This is a genomic window from Hyphomicrobium sp., assembly GCF_019744875.1.
GTDB lineage: Bacteria > Pseudomonadota > Alphaproteobacteria > Rhizobiales > Hyphomicrobiaceae > Hyphomicrobium_C.
Window position 1 is genome coordinate 530,147 of the sequence record NZ_JAIETU010000006.1, and the last position, 16,610, is coordinate 546,756.

Below are 16,610 nucleotides of genomic sequence, written 5' to 3' on the forward strand. Positions count from 1 at the left end.
CCTCACTTGTCCGAACCGGACGGGATGGCGCGAACCGCCTCGTCCTTCGTGACGTTGATGTTCGTCAACGCGTTGACGATCTCGACGACCGTGTCGCCGGCGATGTCCTTGACGCTGGCGAGAGCCTTGGTCTTGGTGGCGGCAATGCTGGCCTCGGCGTCAGCGAGCTTCTTCGCCAACTGGTCCTCGACAGCCTTGCGTTCCTTGTCGACCTCGGCGCCCAGCTCATCGCGCGTCTTGCGAGCGATGGCAGATGCGCTACCGCGTGCGTCCGAAAGCGCCTTCTCGTAGGTCTGGAGCGCCTTGTCGGTCTCGCCCTTGAGCCGCTCGGCCGCAGCCAGATCGCGCTGAATGCGGTCGCGACGCTCTTCGATCACCTCGCCGATGCGCGGAAGCGCAACCTTCGACATGATCCAGTAGAGCAGCACGAACGTCACCGCGAGCCAGAAAAGCTGCGGAGCGAAGTCGGGGGCGTGGAGTTGCGGAAGCCCGCCCGACTTGTGCTCGTCGAGCGCTTCGGCCACGTCTCTTCCGACGTCGAGAGCTTCCGCGACGAGCACTGTCATCGCTGTAATCATTGAAGTCTCCTCAAAGGAGCCGGCCGCGGGCCCACGATCGCGGGTTTATCCGCGTCGAGGGCCTGCCGCCTGTGACGGATCAACCGAAGAGGATGATCAGAGCGATGAGGAGGCCGAACAGGCCGGTTGCTTCAGCGAGAGCGAAGCCGATCAGCAGGTTCGTGAACTGGCCAGGAGCAGCCGACGGGTTGCGCAGCGCGCCCGAGAGGTAGTTGCCGAAGATGTTGCCGATGCCGATGCCGGCGCCGATGAGCGCGAAGCAGGCGAGGCCGGCGCCGATGAACTTTGCTGCCTGGGGATCCATGGTCGTCTCCATTTTAGAGTTTTAAGTGGTTGATTGGGAACGGCACGCTTTCGTCCGGAACGGCATCGCTGCCGCTCCGGCTTCGGCGCAGCGATTAGTGGTGCATGTTGACCGCGTCGTTCAGGTAGATGCAGGTCAACACGGTGAAAATGAACGCCTGCAGGAACGACACGAGAAATTCGAGGCCGGTGAACGCGGCGGTGAAGAGAACCGGGAAGGCCTTGGCAACCACCGGCAGGCTGACCGCGAAGCTTGCGAAAACCTTCAGCATCGTGTGGCCGGCCATCATGTTGGCGAACAGACGCACGGCAAGGCTGATGGGACGGATGAGGTAGGACACGATCTCGATCGGCACGATCAGCGGCATCAGCCAGATCGGCACGCCGTCCGGCACGAAGAGCTTCAGGTAACCCACGCCGTGGCGCGCAAAGCCGATCAGCGTGACCGTGACCCAGACCATGAGCGCGAGCGCGAAGGTGACGATGATGTGGCTGGTGACCGTGAACGAGCCCGGGATCATGCCCAGCATGTTGACGGCGAGAATGAAGATGAAGATCGAGAAGACCCAGGGGAAGTAGCGCATGCCTTCTTCGCCCAGGTTCTCGCGGACGATGCCGGCGACGAACTCATAAAGGCTTTCGGCGATCGACTGCATGCGGCTCGGCACGAGCGAGCGGCCGTTCATCGCGAAAATCAGGAAGCCCGATGCGAGCACGAGCGCCAGAACCATGAAGAGCGCCGAGTTCGTGAAGGAGATGTCGTAGCCGAACAGCTCCATCGGAACGAGACGCTTGATCTCGAACTGGGCCATCGGGCCGTGGTTTTCCGCCGCGTGTCCCGCCACTTCTGCCGCCTGAGCCAATGTCCGTCCCCTACTTCCGGTCTTCTTCTTCGTCGTCGTCAGGAACCGCCTTGGCGCTTCGCTGCATCGGTTCGGCTTCCGCCTGAAGGCGTCGCGCCGTCCTTATGATGTTCATGAGACCGGCTGCAAAGCCGAGCATCAGAAACACGATCAGTAGCCAAGGCGCCGTTCCGAACTGGTCGTCCAGAATTTTGCCGATGAACCCGCCGACGGCGATGCCGACGACCAGTTCAATGGCGATTTTCATCGCCTGACCCATCGCCGCGCCGCGCGCCCGATCACCGGGCTCGGGACCGCGCTTGGCGCGAGCCTCTGCCTTGACCTTTTCGAGCCGAGCACCCAGATCCGAAGCGCGCTTTTTAAACGCGTCCCGTTCCTCGGGGGAAATCTCGCCGCGAGCAGGATTTTCGTCATCGCTCGGCGTCGACATCGCGTCCCCTTACCGTGCCAGACTCAGGGCTGAAAACGGCCGGAATACCAACGGCGCGCACCATACCCGGAGCCCCCGCCGTGTCAAGCAATGGCCACATTGTCGGGCCTGCGAAAGGGTACGGCGAAACCGCGCAGGGATCGGGCAAGGCAGCAAGCCGCGGGCAATGGCCTGAAACGCCCGGAAAAAGACCGGCATATCCTTAAGTAGAGTGGCCTTAGGCCGGATGGCGATCCGGCTGCTGAGGTCAGCCTGCTTCGCGGAAGGAGCGGGCGGTTTCGAGGTCGACCGACACAAGCTGGGAGACGCCCTTTTCGGCCATCGTCACGCCGAACAGTCTGTTCATCCGCATCATCGTCATCGGGTGATGCGTGATGACGAGGAAGCGCGTGGCGGTCTCCTCGGACATCTTTTCCATCAGCAGGCAGAAGCGGTCGACGTTGGCATCGTCGAGCGGGGCGTCGACTTCGTCGAGCACGCAGATCGGCGACGGATTCGTGAGGAAGATCGCGAAGATAAGCGAGAGGGCGGTCAGCGTCTGCTCGCCGCCCGAGAGCAGCGACAGGGTGGCGGGCTTCTTGCCCGGTGGCTTGGCCAGGATTTCGAGGCCGCTGTCGAGCGGGTCTTCCCCGGCGATCATTTCCAGGCGCGCTTCGCCGCCGCCGAACAGGGTCGTGAACAGCCGCTGGAAGTGGCCGTTGACGGTCTCGAAGGCCTCGTCGAGGCGCTTCTTGCCCTCGCGGTTCAGCTGGTTGATAGCGCCGCGCAGCTTTGCGATCGCCTCTTCGACGTCGGCCTTCTCGGTCTCCATGGTGCCGAGCTGTTCGAGAAACGCGTTCAGTTCCTCGTCGGCCTGCAGGTTGACGCCACCCAAGCGTTCGCGGTCGCTCTTTAAGCGTTGAAGGCTGCGGTCGGCGTCGGCGAGGGCAGGCAGGCTGTCGCCCGCGGCCAAGCCGGCGATGGCGAGGCAGTCCTCTGGGTTGACGTTCATGTTCTCGCGAATGCGGCGTGCCTCATCCTGGCGGCGGGTGCGGGCGCCTTCGAGCTTCGTCTCGACGCGGACTTTGGATTCGCGGGCGCCCGCGAGGGCGGTCTGGGCCGCGCGAAGCGCTTGAGCGGCCGTCCGCAGCGCGGTTTCCGCCCGCGCCAGGTCGTCGGCTGCCGTATTGCGTGCCGCTTCGGCATCCGACAGGGCGCCGAGCAGGCTCTGGCGGCGCTCGTCCAGGGCGGGAATCACCTCATCGAGGGAAATGACGTCGGCCTTGGTCTTGCCGAGGCGTTCTTCGAGGGCGGCGATGTGGTCGGCGGCACTTTGGCTGCGCGTCGCCCAGCGGGCGCGCTCGGAGGCGATGGCGTCGCGGCGGCGCTTGCGCGCTTCGCGTTCGCGGACGTGGCTGGCGACGCGGGCCTGAGCGACGGTAAGCGCGGTGCGCTTTTCCTGCGCGGCGCGCTGGACCTCCTGCAAGCGGGCGGCCGGATCTGCTTCCGAGTCGAGCTTGGCCAGCTCGTCCTCGATGTGGTCGAGCGCGGCCTGGGCATCGGCCTGCGCGGTTTCGGCGCGCGTGCGCGCTTCGCCGATCGCGGCCATCTTCGCTTCGGTGGCGCGGGCCTGCCGCTGGATGGCCTCGAGGGCGTCGCGGGTGGCGACGTGATTGGCCTGCGTGTCGCGCCAGAGGGCGCGCAGGCGCTTTTCTTCCGCCGCTGCTGCGGCGTGAGCGGCGGCGGCTTCCTGCTCCTCGACGGTCAGGCGCTGCGTTTCGGCCTTGGCGAGCTTTTCGCGCTCGAACATGTCCGAGAGCCGATTGCGCTCGGCGAGGCGCTGGGCGGCCGGCGTCATGCCGCCCGCTACGGCGATGAAGCCGTCCCACCTCCAGAGATCACCTTCGCGACTGACGAGGCGCTGGCCCTGCTTCAGATGCGGCTGCAGGCGCGCGCCGAGCTCGCGCGAGACGACGCCGATCTGGCGCAGGCGGCGGGTCAGTTCTGGCGGCGCGCCGACGTGAAGGCTCAAGGGCTCCGCGTCGGCGGGGAGGGCTTCGTCGTCCTGTCCGACCTCGATGCGGCGCCAGCGGACGTCGGCGGCTTCGTGGATTGGGGCGTCGAGGTCGTCGCCGAGGGATGCGACGAGCGCGGCCTCGTAGCCGGGCGCAACGCGCAACTGCTCGACCACGGGCGGCATGCCGTCTTCGTAGGTCGGCATGACGAGCTTCGAGAGCGTTTCGCGCTCGGTGATCAGCGCGGACAGCGCCATGCGCGCGCGCTGGGCGGTTTCGCTCTTGGTACGTGCCAGCTCGACGAGATCGCCGAGCTTGTCCTCGGCGTCGAGGGTCGCGGCCTCGATGGTTGCGATTTCGCGCGCGAGGCGCTGGCCCTGCTCGGTGATGGACGCGAGCTTGAGCGAATCCGGGGCGGCTGCGGCCGCTGCTTCCGTATCGCGCTGGAGAGAGGCGAGTTCGGCGGCGAACTTCGCGATCGTCCTGCGGCGTTCCTCCTCTGCCGTTTCCAGCGACTTGCGTTTGGCGCGCGATTCAGCGGCCTTTTCCGTGACGACGGCGAGATCTTTCTCGGCCACGTCGACCGCGGATTGGGCTTCTTCCTCGGCCGCGTGGATGTGATCCTCGGCGGCGTCGGCTTCCGTGTCGGCCGTGTCGAGGCCGGCGGCTTCGACATCGAACTCGGCCAGGATATCCTTGGCTTCGGAAATCAGCACCGCCTCGCGCGCGAGATCCTTTTCAAGCTCGGTTGCGAGCTTGGCCAGCTCCTGGCGGCGCTCGGTGCAGCGGGTGGCTTCCTTGGCGAGGCCGTCGGTTTCGATGCGGATCCGGCTCAGCGCCGCGCCGCGCTCGGCTTCCTTTTCGCGCAGCGGCTGGATCGTTTCGGAAAGATCGGCTTCATCGCGGATGGCGATGGCCTCGGCCTCGGTCGCCTGCGCCAGCAGCGCGAGACCCTCCGCGAAGTTGCGCTCCTCGGTGTCGACGAGCGTCTGGGCTTCGATCCACGACAGATGAGCGAGAAGGGCTTCGCCGCGGCGGATCTCTTCGGAGAGGTCCTTGTAGCGGCGCGCCTGGCGGGCCTGGCGCTTCAGGCTTTCGATCTGCGAACCGAGCTGGCCCATGATGTCGGAGAGGCGGGCGAGGTTGCTTTCGGCGCCCTTCAAGCGCAGCTCCGCCTCGTGGCGGCGGCTGTGCAGGCCGGCAATGCCGGCGGCGTCTTCCAGCACGCGGCGGCGCTGCTCGGGCTTGGCGTTGACGATCTCGGAAATCTGCCCCTGGCGCACGAGGGCGGGCGAGCGCGCGCCGGTGGCGGCGTCCTCGAACAGGATTTTGACGTCGCGTGCACGCGCATCGCGGCCGTTGATGCGATAGGCGGAGCCCGCTTCGCGCTCGATGCGCCGGGTGATCTCGATCTGATCGCTGTCGTTGAATTCGGCGGGAGCCTGACGCTGGCTGTTGTCGAGAAACAGCGTCACTTCGGCGACGTTGCGCGCCGGGCGTACGGTGGTGCCGGAAAAGATCACGTCGTCCATGGCGGCGGCGCGCATGGACTTGTGCGAGGTCTCGCCCATGACCCAGCGAAGAGCTTCGAGCAGGTTGGACTTGCCGCAGCCGTTCGGTCCGACGACGCCGGTAAGCCCCGGCTCGATCACGAGATCGGTCGGCTCGACGAAGGATTTGAATCCCAGAAGCCTGAGACGGCTGATCTTCATTGCGTGCGTCTATCCCGCAGTGAGAGTCCCGGTCAGCGGGCCACGCTCGCGGAGGCAGCGGCCTGCCCCGTAAGCAGCGGATCGACCAGCTCGCGGATGTCGGCCATCGTCAGCGTCTTCTTCACGAGCTTGCCCGCGACGAAGAAATTCGGTGTGCCGATGATGCCGAGCGTCCGCCCGCGATCCTTGACCCATTTCAAGCCTTCGATCATGGCCTGATTCTGGTAACAGGCATCGAATTGGGCGCGCGTCATCCCCACTTGCTTGGCGACGGCGAAAATAGGATCCAGGCGGACTTCCTGAGACACCCAGGACGCCTGTTGCTCCATGAATTTCCCGTAGAGTGCGAAGTACTTATCGGGTGGCGCGCAGCGCAGCGCGATCGTGGCCTGACCGGACTGCTTACCGATCGGGAACTCGCGCATGATGAAGCGGACTTTGCCGGTCTTGATGTACGTGCGCTCGAACTCCGGGAAGGTGTCGCGGTGGAAGGCGCGGCAGTGCGGGCAGGTGAGCGACTGATACTGGATGATCGTCACCGGGGCATCGGCGCGCCCCAGCGTCATTTCCGGCAGCGTTCCCGGCGCCATGATTTCGGCGACGCTTGGGTTCTGGATGATCTGGCGCGCGCCTTGGGTCGGATCGGGGATCGATCCGAAGGCGCCCATCGGCGAGTCGGATGCGGCCTCGACGGGTGAGCCGTTGAACGCCGACGCCTCGCCCGAGGGCGCGGCTGCTCCCGGCGAGAGATTCGGCACGGATGTATTGCCGGAGCATGCGGCGAGGAACAGCGCGCCGAGAACGGCCAATGTCGCCTGCGCGCGCGCTCTCATGTCCGGCGTCTCCCCATCGCGGCGCCGGCCCTCACCGGTGCCGGCCGCCCGTCGTCCGGTCTGAACTTAGCCCTGCGCGAGAAGGGGCTCGATCACCTTGTCGAATTCCTCGACGTTCGGGGCCGCCTGCAGCCGCTTGCCGTTGATGAAGAAGCTCGGCGTGGCGTTGACGCCAAACACTTCGGCGGCGCGCGTGTGCACGGCGGTGAGCTGGTCGAGCAGCTTCTGGTCCGTCAGGCACTTGTCGAAGCTTTCCTGCGTGAAGCCCGCCTGCTTGGCGATTTCGAACAGCTTGGGCGTCGGGTTCTCGCGCACGAATGCCCACTGCTCCTGCGTATCGAACAGCGCGTCGATCATGTTCAGCGACTTGTCGGGGCCGGCGCAGCGGGCCAGCATGGACGCCGCGAAGGCGCGCGGGTCGAGCGGGAACTCGCGGAACACGAAGCGTACCTTGCCCGTGTCGACGTACTTTTTCTTGAGCTCGGGGAAGACCTTGGTGTGGAAGGCCATGCAGTGGCCGCAGGTCATGGAGGCGTATTCGACGACCGTGACCTTGGCCGTGTCGGACCCGATGGAGAGGTCCGGCAGGTCGCCGACCTTCATCAGCTCGTCGACGGGGACTTCAGCCGGGCCCTTTGCGCGCTGGGCGAGGGCGGGAACCGATGATGCCAGGAGGGCGAAGCCAGCGACGGAGGCTCCCGTCTTCAAGGCCTGGCGGCGATCAAACCGGTTCGTCACGTCCATCGTCCAACTCCTCGTTGTCTTCACTGCGGGTCCGCGTCTCAGCCCGGCCATCGGGCCGGCACCCAAATTCGGGTCTGGCTGATAACATGGGCATGGCGAGCGATTAAGGCAAATTACGTGTGAATGCCATTTGAATGGCGGACATGCAGGGGAGAGCGGGGGGCGCGCAGACTTTCCGGCCGGCGCCGCCTCAGTGCGGGGCCAGGGCGCTCAGCGCGTGCGAGCGGGGCGGCCGGCCAGAACACCCCGTTCCATGCGCGCGAGGGCGGCGGCGAGGGCGTCATCGGCTTCCGATGCGGGGGGGCCGTTCGCTTGGCCGGAGGCGGCCTTGACGGGCAATTCGCCTGCACGCTGGGACTGGGGCGGCGCGCGGCGCTCCGGCGCGGGAGCGGAAACGGGCACCTGGACCAGACGCAGGGTTTCGACAGCGCGATAGCCGAAATAGGCGTTGATGCGGTCCATGATCTGGCGCGCGCGGTATTCGACATCGAGGGCACGGGCAGGATCGACCCGCAGGATCAGGGTTGCTCCGGGGCGCCCACCCTCGTCGTCCTCGCCGCCAAGGTCGGCGCTGCCTGCGCCGCGGGGCCATTTGAGACGGTCGGGAAGCGTGTACGACGCAAGCTCCGCGCCTGCGATGCGCGGCCAGTCGGTAATCAGCGTTGCAGTCGAGAAGCCAAATTTTTCAAAGGCTTTGCGCGTCAGCGACGGGACGAAGCTGCCGACCGCCTTGGCCGCGACGTGACGCGCCGTGGGCGGCAGCGCAAAACGCGCCTCAGCGCGCGGAACCGCGAGATACCGCCGCGCCGGATGGGGCAGCGGCTTTCTCCTAGGTTTTTCTGTGAGCTTTGCGGTCACGCGGCTTTGCTGTCATAGGCAGGACTGTTGCAGGTCCCTAGCATCATGGGAGTGATTCGCGCCGCTTCCGACAGGGGCCGCGGTTTCCGATAGGGGGACAACGTGAAAGCTGTTGCCCGCAGGCAACTCCCGCTCCGTCCGGCTGGTCCGGACACGGCGGCTGCGTTGCTCGACTGGTACGATCGCGAGCGGCGTGATTTGCCGTGGCGCGGCAAACGCGGCAAGCGGGTCGATCCCTATCGCGTCTGGCTCAGCGAGATCATGCTGCAGCAGACGACCGTCAAGGCCGTCATCCCTTTCTACGAGCGATTTCTTCAGCGCTGGCCGACGGTGGATGCGCTCGCGGCGGCCGATACCGAAGACGTTCTCTCGGCCTGGGCGGGCCTTGGCTACTACTCGCGGGCGCGCAACCTGCACAAGTGCGCGAAGGCGGTCGTCTCGGAGCATGGCGGGCAGTTCCCGCGCACAGAGGAAGGTCTCGGCGCGCTGCCCGGCATCGGCCCTTACACGGCGGCGGCTGTGGCGGCGATTGCGTTCGGCATTCCGGCGACGCCGGTGGACGGCAACATCGAGCGGGTCGTGTCACGCCTGTTTGCATTCAAGCAGCCGTTGCCCGGCGCCAAGCGCGAACTCAAGCGGCTGGCCGCTTCGCTCACGCCGCAGCGGCGGGCGGGAGATTTCGCGCAGGCGATGATGGACCTTGGCGCGACGGTCTGCACGCCGAAGCGGCCCTCGTGCCTCATGTGTCCGCTGCAGCAGGATTTTTGCCGGACGGGTTTTCCGGCGTCCATGGATGCTCGCCCAGGTTCAGTTCTAACGTATTGTCTAATAACAAGATTATGCCGCTATCATGTGATCCTCTGAACGCATCGGTGAACCTCAAGGCTTGCATTCCTGCGTGAACCCGGCGTGAACAGCAGGTCGCGAAAGAGGTCACCTGCGTGAACAGGATCTCTGCGCGATGCCGACACTGAAAGCCAATCATAGACAAATCTTGGCCGCCAAACCGATAGGCGGGAAGAAGACGCGGTACCGCGTTGAGGGCGTGCCAGGCCTCTGGCTTTATGTCAGTCCGACCGGCGTGCGGACCTGGTACGCGCGCTACCAGATTGGGGTAGGAAAAGCGCGTCAGGAGCGATGGTATCGGATAGGCGATGCCGGTGCGGTTGGCCTCGCGACCGCAATTAAGAAATCCAAGGGCGTGGTCGCCGAAGTCGCGGTGGCCGAGAAAGACCCGCACGCAGAACGCGTCCTTCGCAGCGCAGAGAGCATGACGGTGGGCGATCTTTACGCAAGCTGGTACGCGCGACATGCGTTGCCGACACTCGCGCGGGCGGAGACAGACGAGACGACGTTTCGCTGTCACATCGACAAAGAGTTCGGGCGCAAAAGACTTAAGCAACTCACGCGTGTCGAGATTGGCCAGTTTCGCGACGCGGTGGCCAAGAAGACAACACCTCTGACATCAAACCGCGTGATGGTTCTTTTGAACCGCATACTCAACTGGGGACTTGATGAAGGTCTGATCGAGTACAATCCGGCGGCTCGTTTGCGCAAAGTCGGAGAACGCAGGCCGCGAGAGCGTGTGCTTGCGCACGACAACATCCTGAAATTCTGGCAGTCGCTCGACGCAATGGATACATTGTCAGGAGATCCGCGCGCCCCGAAGGGCCGGACGCTCTCGCCCGCGACGCGCATTGTGTTGCGGGTGCTGTTGTTAACCGGCCAACGGCGTACCGAGGTAGTCGAGGCGAAGAAGAGCGAATTCGAGCTAGCCGGCGAAGAGCCGGTTTGGACCATTCCGGGCGAGCGGACTAAGAATGGCCTGTTGCACCGCCTACCGCTATGTCCGATGGCAGCGGCAGAATTTCGCAAAGCCATCGCCGTTAGCAGCGCGGACAGCTTGTACGTTTTTCCTTCAAGCGAAGACCCAAAGCGACCAATCTCTGCGGCTGGGATAACACGCGCCATGGCGCGGCTCATTGTTCAGCTTCAGATGCCAACCGTATCTCCGCATGACCTTCGGCGAACCGTCGGCACGGAACTGGCGCGGCTGGGATTGCCTGTCCATGTCCGCTCCCTCGTTCTCAACCACGCTCCGATGAGCCGTGGCATCACTGACGCCGTCTATAACCGCTATGCCTACGACCGCGAAAAGCGCGAGGCGCTTGAAGCCTGGGAGGGGTTGTTGACACATATGCTGACGGGCGAGCCGGTTCGGACGATCTCCCGCGCCGCTTAGCGAATATGACTGTTACGGCGGTCGCTAAATACCTTCGTGACCGGTGTACTGGTCAATTAAGCTGCCGTGGAACAGGGCATTGTCGAGACTTTGAGGGTTTCGAGACTATGCGACTGGCTGCCAGGCGGCCTGTAATTCTTGTCCCATAATTTCTCCTGTGGTTATGCGTTTCAGGAAACGATCAACCTGGAGTGACAGGACGGAACCTGGGTGAACATCTCATGCTGGAGGTGAAAGCAGGCGATCACGCCGCCCGTAACCAGTCGTTGCATGGGCTACCAAAATAACGCGCATTATCAGCATGATATGCCATTTATTTACCGTAATTTGAAGCTAGTAAGTAACGATGCGATGTTTTCTCCGGGACAATTTGGTCTCTGGGGTTTGTGCGGGGGTGTGCGTTCGGCAGGGACAATCCGGTTCCTCCAAAATCCCGACAACTCAGATTGCGCTACAAGCGCAAGGAGACCGCACATGTCCTCGCTCCATCACCTCCGTATCGTCACTCAAAAAGAACTGAAGCTTTTGGTGCCCTACACGCCGCATCACATCTTGCGGCTCGAAAAGGCCGGGAAGTTCCCGCCACGCATTCGTCTCGGTCAAAACCGAGTTGGTTGGCTCCTGATCGAGATCGAAGCGTGGGTCGCATCACGGCGTGCTGCCTCGACGTCACCCTCGTCGCCACATCTGCCCCACGCCTGAAATTGTTGATCGCCGCGGATGCCATGCGTCCGCGATGACCGCTCATCATGCTGGGATTGGATCATGACAAAGTATCCCCTCTACTATGAGGAGGCCGCGCATATTGTGCGTGTTCTCACCGACTGCGGCATTCGCCTGAACCCGGTGGTGCCCCCACACACGATTCTGCTTGTGGTCGCTGACGAGCTCGAGATGCTTGTCGGGACTAACCCTTCTCATGCTGCGGCGGGTGCTTGCCTCGTGCACGGGCTGGCCCCGGAAGAAATCGACGCTGCGCGACGGCGAAAGCTCAACGCCATCGCCGGAACGCTTATTGGCAACTTCTTGCTCTCCTGCAGAAGGCCGGCAGATGCTCATAGGTGAGAAACAGGGCGGGCGCGGAGTCGCCCCCCGGAATCCCTCAGGTTCGCAGATGCCTAAAGTGAGAGATTGGGCGAGATGGGAGTGAGATTCCGGAAATGTGAATTCACTTGTTGACGGCCTCACTTGTGAACGGGCACGCTCGCACTTGTGAACTCACGGACGATCGACACCACAACCTCCCCTGACGGCTTCGAAGAGATCGAAAAGGCCAAGTTGCCGAGCCGTCTGCGCGCGACGGACATGAAGGTTACGGGTGAGCCGCTCGATCCCACCAACATCGGCCGTATCATCAAACCGCGCGAGCTGGTCGACATCATCGAGCTCACGCCGCTCAACCGCTCCGAAACCATCCTCTACAATCAGCTGCTGGCCAACGCGTGGAATAACATCCGCACGCAGCCGATCCATAAGGTACTGAAAGCATCCTTGCGCGGCACCCACGAAAGCAACGACCGGCTTGAGTTGGCCTTCGATAAGTTGATGGGCGCATGGGCCAAGATCCGCGCACGGGACCCGCAATCAAATGAAATGGCAACCTTCCGCGTCCACCTGCTTGGCACGAACAAGGAAGAGGATCGCGACGACGGTTACTTCTATTACACATTCCCGCCTGACCTGCTTGCCGTCATCCAGCAGAGCAAGGCCTGGGCCACGATCAAGTCTCACATCATGTATGCGCTACGCTCGAAGTACTCGATCCGTCTCTACGAGATGGTCGAGCGGCGTATCGGCCTCATGAAGCAGTACGAGGATTTTAGTGTCGACGAATTCCGCGCCTTGCTCGGCGTGCCGGAAGGCAAGCTTGATCGCTTCGCCGACTTCAACAAACACTGCCTCAAGCCCGCCCTCGCCGAGGTCAATCAGCTGACCGATTTCACCGTCGAGGTCATGGCCGTCAAGAAAGGCCGTACTGTCGAAAAGCTGCGCCTCGCCTGGTTCAAGAAATCGCCAGCCCAATTGCGCGCCGCACACGATGAGCGCGAAAAGAGCCGCATCGGCCGACAGGCACGTTGGCATGGCTCCGTCGAAGTAATTACCTTCGATGCGGAAGCATGAGATTCCATAAGCTTGCGCCCAATATCTCACCTGTGGACTCAGTCGATCTCGATTGCATTCATCCGCCGCCCCTTGTCTCACCGCAAAACGCCCACGGTTTCACCTATGCCGCCCGTTTCCTCCCGCGACTCCGCCCCTTTTCTCACCCATCCCGCCCATTACCTCACTTGCGGGTTACCAAGCTGCTGATCCGATGGCGCAATTCGCTCCCTGAATCTGAATTAGAATCCTTGAATAAAGAGAAGCGCTGCGACTCCGGCGCAACGACCGACAAGGTGCGGTTCGCATGCGATCACCGTGAATGGTGTGGCCGCATAGCGGCCACTAGCGAAGATCCCCTCACCCTGCGTTCGCGCTCAAGCGCTCACTTCGCCGCGCCTGTAGGCCTATGGAATCCGCTGACGCGGATGACCCACGTAAGGATGGAGTTGGGGGAGTGGATCACACAAATCCCAAACGACAGGACTCGTGGATTGACCGGTGTAGGGGCTTGGCGGGTGGGAGCGCGTGTGAACCAGCCAGCGAGGCGGGCGGCGCCTTCTTCGTGGATAGGCTTTGTTTGCCTCATGGATGCACGATCCTGCGCGTGGACCGGATGGTCGGCGGGGTGCCCCGCCTTCAACCTTCGCTTGATGTGGGAGCAGTTATCGAGGCCGATGTTTTAATGTCGCCCATTTTCTCACTTGGCGCTCAGGTAGGAGTCTTCGCGACCCGCGCAAATCCGCGCGAAAAGTGAGAAGACGCCCATTCCCTCACCTTTGCCCGTCTGCAACGTTGAAGACAGGAGCTGTAGCGCCACTGGATCTGGATCTCGATGAAAATAGCCACCTACAACATCAACAACATCAATAAACGTTTTGATCCTCTAGCCGCATGGCTGAAGAAGGCCCGACCGGATGTGGTCTGCCTTCAGGAGCTGAAGACGACGCAGGAGACCTTTCCCGCCGACCGTCTGAAGGCCCTCGGATACGAAGCCGTGTGGCGCGGTCAACGCAGCTGGAACGGCGTGGCTATCCTCGCGCGTGGCAAACCGCCTGTCCTGACCCACTCCAACCTGCCCGGCGACGAGAGCGATCTCCAAAGCAGGTACATCGAAGCAGCAGTCGGCGGCGTGTTAATCGGCTGCATCTATTTGCCTAACGGCAATCCTCAGCCTGGTCCAAAATTCGACTACAAGAACGCCTGGTTCAAACGACTCATTGCGCACGCCCGGCGTCTGCAAAAAGCGAACATCCCGGTCGTGCTCGCCGGTGACTTGAATGTCGTGCCGACTGAATTCGATATCTACGAACGCCACTCTTTTGCTGATAACGCCCTGCTCCGGCCCGAACCTCGCAAAGCCTTTGCTCAATTGATGAAGCAGGGTTGGACCGATGCCATCAGGTCGCTGCACCCACATGACCCCAAGTTTTCCTACTGGAGCTACATGCGCAATCGTTGGCCCCGCGATGCGGGCCTGCGACTCGATTTTCTTCTCCTAAGCTCCGTTTGCAAGAAACGTCTTGTGACAGGTGACGTCGATCGCTGGGTTCGCGCACTTCCCGAGGCAAGCGACCACACGCCAGTCTGGATCAAACTCAAATGAGCCAAAAGGCAAAGTACCCGGTGACGCCTGACGGCCGCTACATCGTTGTCCGCGGCCGGCTGTGGCGGACATCCAACCCTGCCTTGCCACCGGAGCGGAAAGAACAACTCGTCCACGACCTCATGACTGCGCGTCGCGGGGTACGGGACGCGACAAGTGATGATCAGCGCAAGAATGCGCGAGCCGATGTGAACCAGGCGAAAATTGCTCTTGGCGAGCGAGGCCCGGTCTGGTGGACCGACGGAACGCCGGACTACAACCGACATCTGGCGAAGAATACACCCTATGCCGACTGGTTCGTCGAGATCGGCGACGCCGAAGCCGAGTGAATTATTTTACGTCCAGTAATTCGTCCCAATCCGTCGTGTAGTGCGGCGACCGCTTCTCGGATCGCAGGCTCCAGCCGCGCTCGATGCCAGAGACAGCAAGTTTGAGCTTATCGCGACCGTACGCGGCGTTGATCGTGTCCATCGCCTGCATCAGGGCTTTGCTTCGGGGCGTGTCGGGACGACACCAGAGGTCGCTCTGCACATTGTGCGATGGGCCAAGGGCGAGCAGCGTGATGCCCGCCTTCTTATAGCGGTAGCCTGGCCGCCAGAGACGGCCGGCCGCCGCCAGGGCCGCATTGCTCAGTGTCATGGTGTCAGCAGATGCGACGGGCAGCTCAACGGTTCGCGACGCCGCGTATTGGCGATCCTCGGTCTTATACTTGTTGGTCGTTACAAATACCATCACCGCCCCTGCTACCAGATTCTGGCGGCGCATTTTCTCGGCAGCGCGGGCGATGTGAGTGCAAATCGATTCCTCAAGCTCGCGCCGCTCGGTCACGGCCCGGCCGAAGGATCGTGATGCGAGGATCGTTTTGTTGGCGGGGTTGGTCATGGTCAGCGATTGCGTCGGCACGCCGCGTAATTCCAAAGCCATGCGCTCGACCAAAACGCCCAGTCTCTCTCGCAGGAGCGAGGTATCGGCGTCTCGCAATTGCAGCGGCGTGGTGATGCCAATTTCTCCCAGCCGCGTCGCCAGCCGGTCGGCTACTCCCCACAAATCTGTGAGCGCAAATCCCTCAAGGGCCCTCGTCTGTTCTGATTCTGTCAGGAGCGCGTGTACGCCATGGCAGTTTGCGGTTTTCTTCGCGACGCGGTTCGCCGCCTTGGCAAGCGTCTTAGTCGGCGCGATGCCGACCGACACAGGTATACCGGTCCATTGCAGAACGCGTGCGCGCAAGGTGTGCGCGTGCGCGCCAAAGTCGGCAAAGCCATCGAATGACAGGAAAGCTTCATCGATCGAATACACTTCGAGATGGGGCGTGAAGTCACGAAGGACGTTGACCACGCGGCCACTGAGATCGCCGTAAAGCGTGTAGTTCGACGACCGCACGATCACGCCGTGTTTTTCGAATTTCTGTTTGTTGAGATGCCACGGATCGCCCATCACGATGCCTAGCGCCTTAGCCTCGTTTGAGCGGGCGATGACGCAACCATCATTGTTCGAGAGCACCACAACGGGCCGCCCTCTCAGCCGCGGCTGAAACAACCGTTCGCACGACGCGTAAAAATTGTTGCAGTCGACAAGAGCCAGAACAGTCATGCAATCACAAGCGGCGTATGGCGTGACGCACGACACCCCACACTTCAAACTCATGATCTTCGTTGATGACGATCGGCGCATAAGCGGGATTGGCCGCCTCTAGCCAGACCGCCCTGCCCTTCTGGCGGTATCGCTTTAGCGTGAACTCGCCGTTGAGGACGCCCAGAACGATGGAGCCATCGAGCGCGGTGATTGCGCGGTCGACTACGGCGATGTCGCCTGGAAAGATCCCGACGTCTTGCATGCTGTCCCCAGTTACCCGAACGGCGAAGGTGGCGGCGGGATGCGCGATCAGCAGTTCATTAAAATCGAGCGGGTTCTCTAGATAGTCCTCGGCTGGCGATGGGAAACCCGCCTGCACACGCCACATGAAATTCGGAATCGCAGCAGAAAGGCGTGCAATGCACGCGACTACCTCACCCATTGCTGACATGACATCCCCGCTGTTCGTTCCTTGTTTGTTCTTTTGTGCATGGGATGTCAAGCTCGGGTTAAGTGCCCTCATCTGCTTGTGGAATGCTCTGGCTCACCAAACACCATGGCCCCTCGCCCGGTTGGTCGCAGCCGTCGCATGCGGGCCCTAGCCGCCCCTAAGACTTCGCGGTCAAGGCCAAGACGAGCGGCCCTGACGGGCCGGCCTTGACCGCTTAGACGGAGCGTCTCTAACAGTCCCGCGACGGCGGCTTCTCTAATTGAGCCTGTCAACGGGGACGTGCGATGACTTTCTCGTCGCTTCGCTCCTGTTCACCAAGGGAAT

At 62.7% G+C, this 16,610-nt stretch carries 16 protein-coding genes and 1 pseudogene; 7 read left to right on the plus strand and 10 right to left on the minus strand.

The annotated features are described in order from the left end of the window. Window positions 1-2: 2 nt before the first annotated feature. From K2Y42_RS17360 to K2Y42_RS17395, 8 genes are all read right to left on the minus strand, one after another. Entirely contained in the window at window positions 3-578 is a 576-nt protein-coding gene (locus K2Y42_RS17360) for a F0F1 ATP synthase subunit B' (protein ID WP_291154756.1), read from the minus strand. 79 nt (window positions 579-657) lie between these two features. Next, a complete protein-coding gene (locus K2Y42_RS17365; RefSeq protein WP_026867805.1) occupies window positions 658-882 on the minus strand; it encodes a F0F1 ATP synthase subunit C in 225 nt (74 codons plus the stop codon). 94 nt (window positions 883-976) lie between these two features. Then, entirely contained in the window at window positions 977-1,693 is a 717-nt protein-coding gene (locus K2Y42_RS17370; protein WP_291154857.1) for a F0F1 ATP synthase subunit A, read from the minus strand. A 61-nt stretch (window positions 1,694-1,754) separates the two neighbouring features. After that, entirely contained in the window at window positions 1,755-2,174 is a 420-nt protein-coding gene (locus tag K2Y42_RS17375; protein WP_291154759.1) for an AtpZ/AtpI family protein, read from the minus strand. A gap of 247 nt (window positions 2,175-2,421) precedes the next feature. Next, entirely contained in the window at window positions 2,422-5,880 is a 3,459-nt protein-coding gene (smc, locus tag K2Y42_RS17380) for a chromosome segregation protein SMC (RefSeq protein WP_291154761.1), read from the minus strand. A gap of 32 nt (window positions 5,881-5,912) precedes the next feature. Continuing rightward, the gene (locus K2Y42_RS17385; protein WP_291154763.1) at window positions 5,913-6,713 is read right to left on the minus strand and encodes a DsbA family protein; all 801 of its coding nucleotides are present in this window, start codon (window positions 6,711-6,713) and stop codon (window positions 5,913-5,915) included. A 66-nt stretch (window positions 6,714-6,779) separates the two neighbouring features. Then, complete coding sequence (locus K2Y42_RS17390) at window positions 6,780-7,457, minus strand: DsbA family protein (RefSeq protein WP_291154765.1); 678 nt, start codon at window positions 7,455-7,457, stop codon at window positions 6,780-6,782. A 210-nt stretch (window positions 7,458-7,667) separates the two neighbouring features. After that, window positions 7,668-8,315 carry a DciA family protein gene (locus tag K2Y42_RS17395; protein ID WP_291154768.1) on the minus strand — a complete coding sequence of 216 codons (648 nt, stop codon included), beginning with the start codon at window positions 8,313-8,315 and terminating at the stop codon, window positions 7,668-7,670. A 165-nt stretch (window positions 8,316-8,480) separates the two neighbouring features. Between K2Y42_RS17395 and K2Y42_RS17400 the strand changes: the two are divergent. The 7 genes and pseudogenes from K2Y42_RS17400 to K2Y42_RS17430 all read left to right on the plus strand — a co-directional run. Next, window positions 8,481-9,077 (plus strand): annotated as a pseudogene (locus K2Y42_RS17400) (A/G-specific adenine glycosylase); the annotation flags it as partial. A 199-nt stretch (window positions 9,078-9,276) separates the two neighbouring features. Next, on the plus strand, window positions 9,277-10,557 hold the full coding sequence (locus tag K2Y42_RS17405; RefSeq protein ID WP_291154773.1) for a site-specific integrase: 1,281 nt from the start codon (window positions 9,277-9,279) through the stop codon (window positions 10,555-10,557). A 474-nt stretch (window positions 10,558-11,031) separates the two neighbouring features. After that, entirely contained in the window at window positions 11,032-11,259 is a 228-nt protein-coding gene (locus tag K2Y42_RS17410; RefSeq protein ID WP_291154778.1) for an AlpA family phage regulatory protein, read from the plus strand. A 63-nt stretch (window positions 11,260-11,322) separates the two neighbouring features. Continuing rightward, window positions 11,323-11,622 (plus strand): hypothetical protein, encoded by a 300-nt coding sequence (locus K2Y42_RS17415; RefSeq protein ID WP_291154782.1) that lies wholly within the window; start codon window positions 11,323-11,325, stop codon window positions 11,620-11,622. Between the two features lie 147 nt (window positions 11,623-11,769). Continuing rightward, a complete protein-coding gene (locus K2Y42_RS17420) occupies window positions 11,770-12,678 on the plus strand; it encodes a replication initiation protein (RefSeq protein ID WP_291154784.1) in 909 nt (302 codons plus the stop codon). 814 nt (window positions 12,679-13,492) lie between these two features. Continuing rightward, window positions 13,493-14,263 carry an exodeoxyribonuclease III gene (locus tag K2Y42_RS17425; RefSeq protein WP_291154789.1) on the plus strand — a complete coding sequence of 257 codons (771 nt, stop codon included), beginning with the start codon at window positions 13,493-13,495 and terminating at the stop codon, window positions 14,261-14,263. Then, on the plus strand, window positions 14,260-14,592 hold the full coding sequence (locus tag K2Y42_RS17430; protein ID WP_291154794.1) for a hypothetical protein: 333 nt from the start codon (window positions 14,260-14,262) through the stop codon (window positions 14,590-14,592). The genes K2Y42_RS17425 and K2Y42_RS17430 overlap by 4 nt, the downstream gene beginning before the upstream one ends. Window position 14,593: 1 nt before the next feature. Here K2Y42_RS17430 and K2Y42_RS17435 read toward each other — a convergent pair whose 3' ends face one another. Together K2Y42_RS17435 and umuD are read right to left on the minus strand one after the other, a co-directional pair. Next, window positions 14,594-15,853: a Y-family DNA polymerase gene (locus K2Y42_RS17435; protein WP_291154798.1), complete on the minus strand. Its 1,260-nt coding sequence runs from the start codon at window positions 15,851-15,853 to the stop codon at window positions 14,594-14,596. 4 nt (window positions 15,854-15,857) lie between these two features. Continuing rightward, complete coding sequence (gene umuD, locus K2Y42_RS17440) at window positions 15,858-16,277, minus strand: translesion error-prone DNA polymerase V autoproteolytic subunit (protein ID WP_291154800.1); 420 nt, start codon at window positions 16,275-16,277, stop codon at window positions 15,858-15,860. Window positions 16,278-16,610 lie beyond the last annotated feature (333 nt).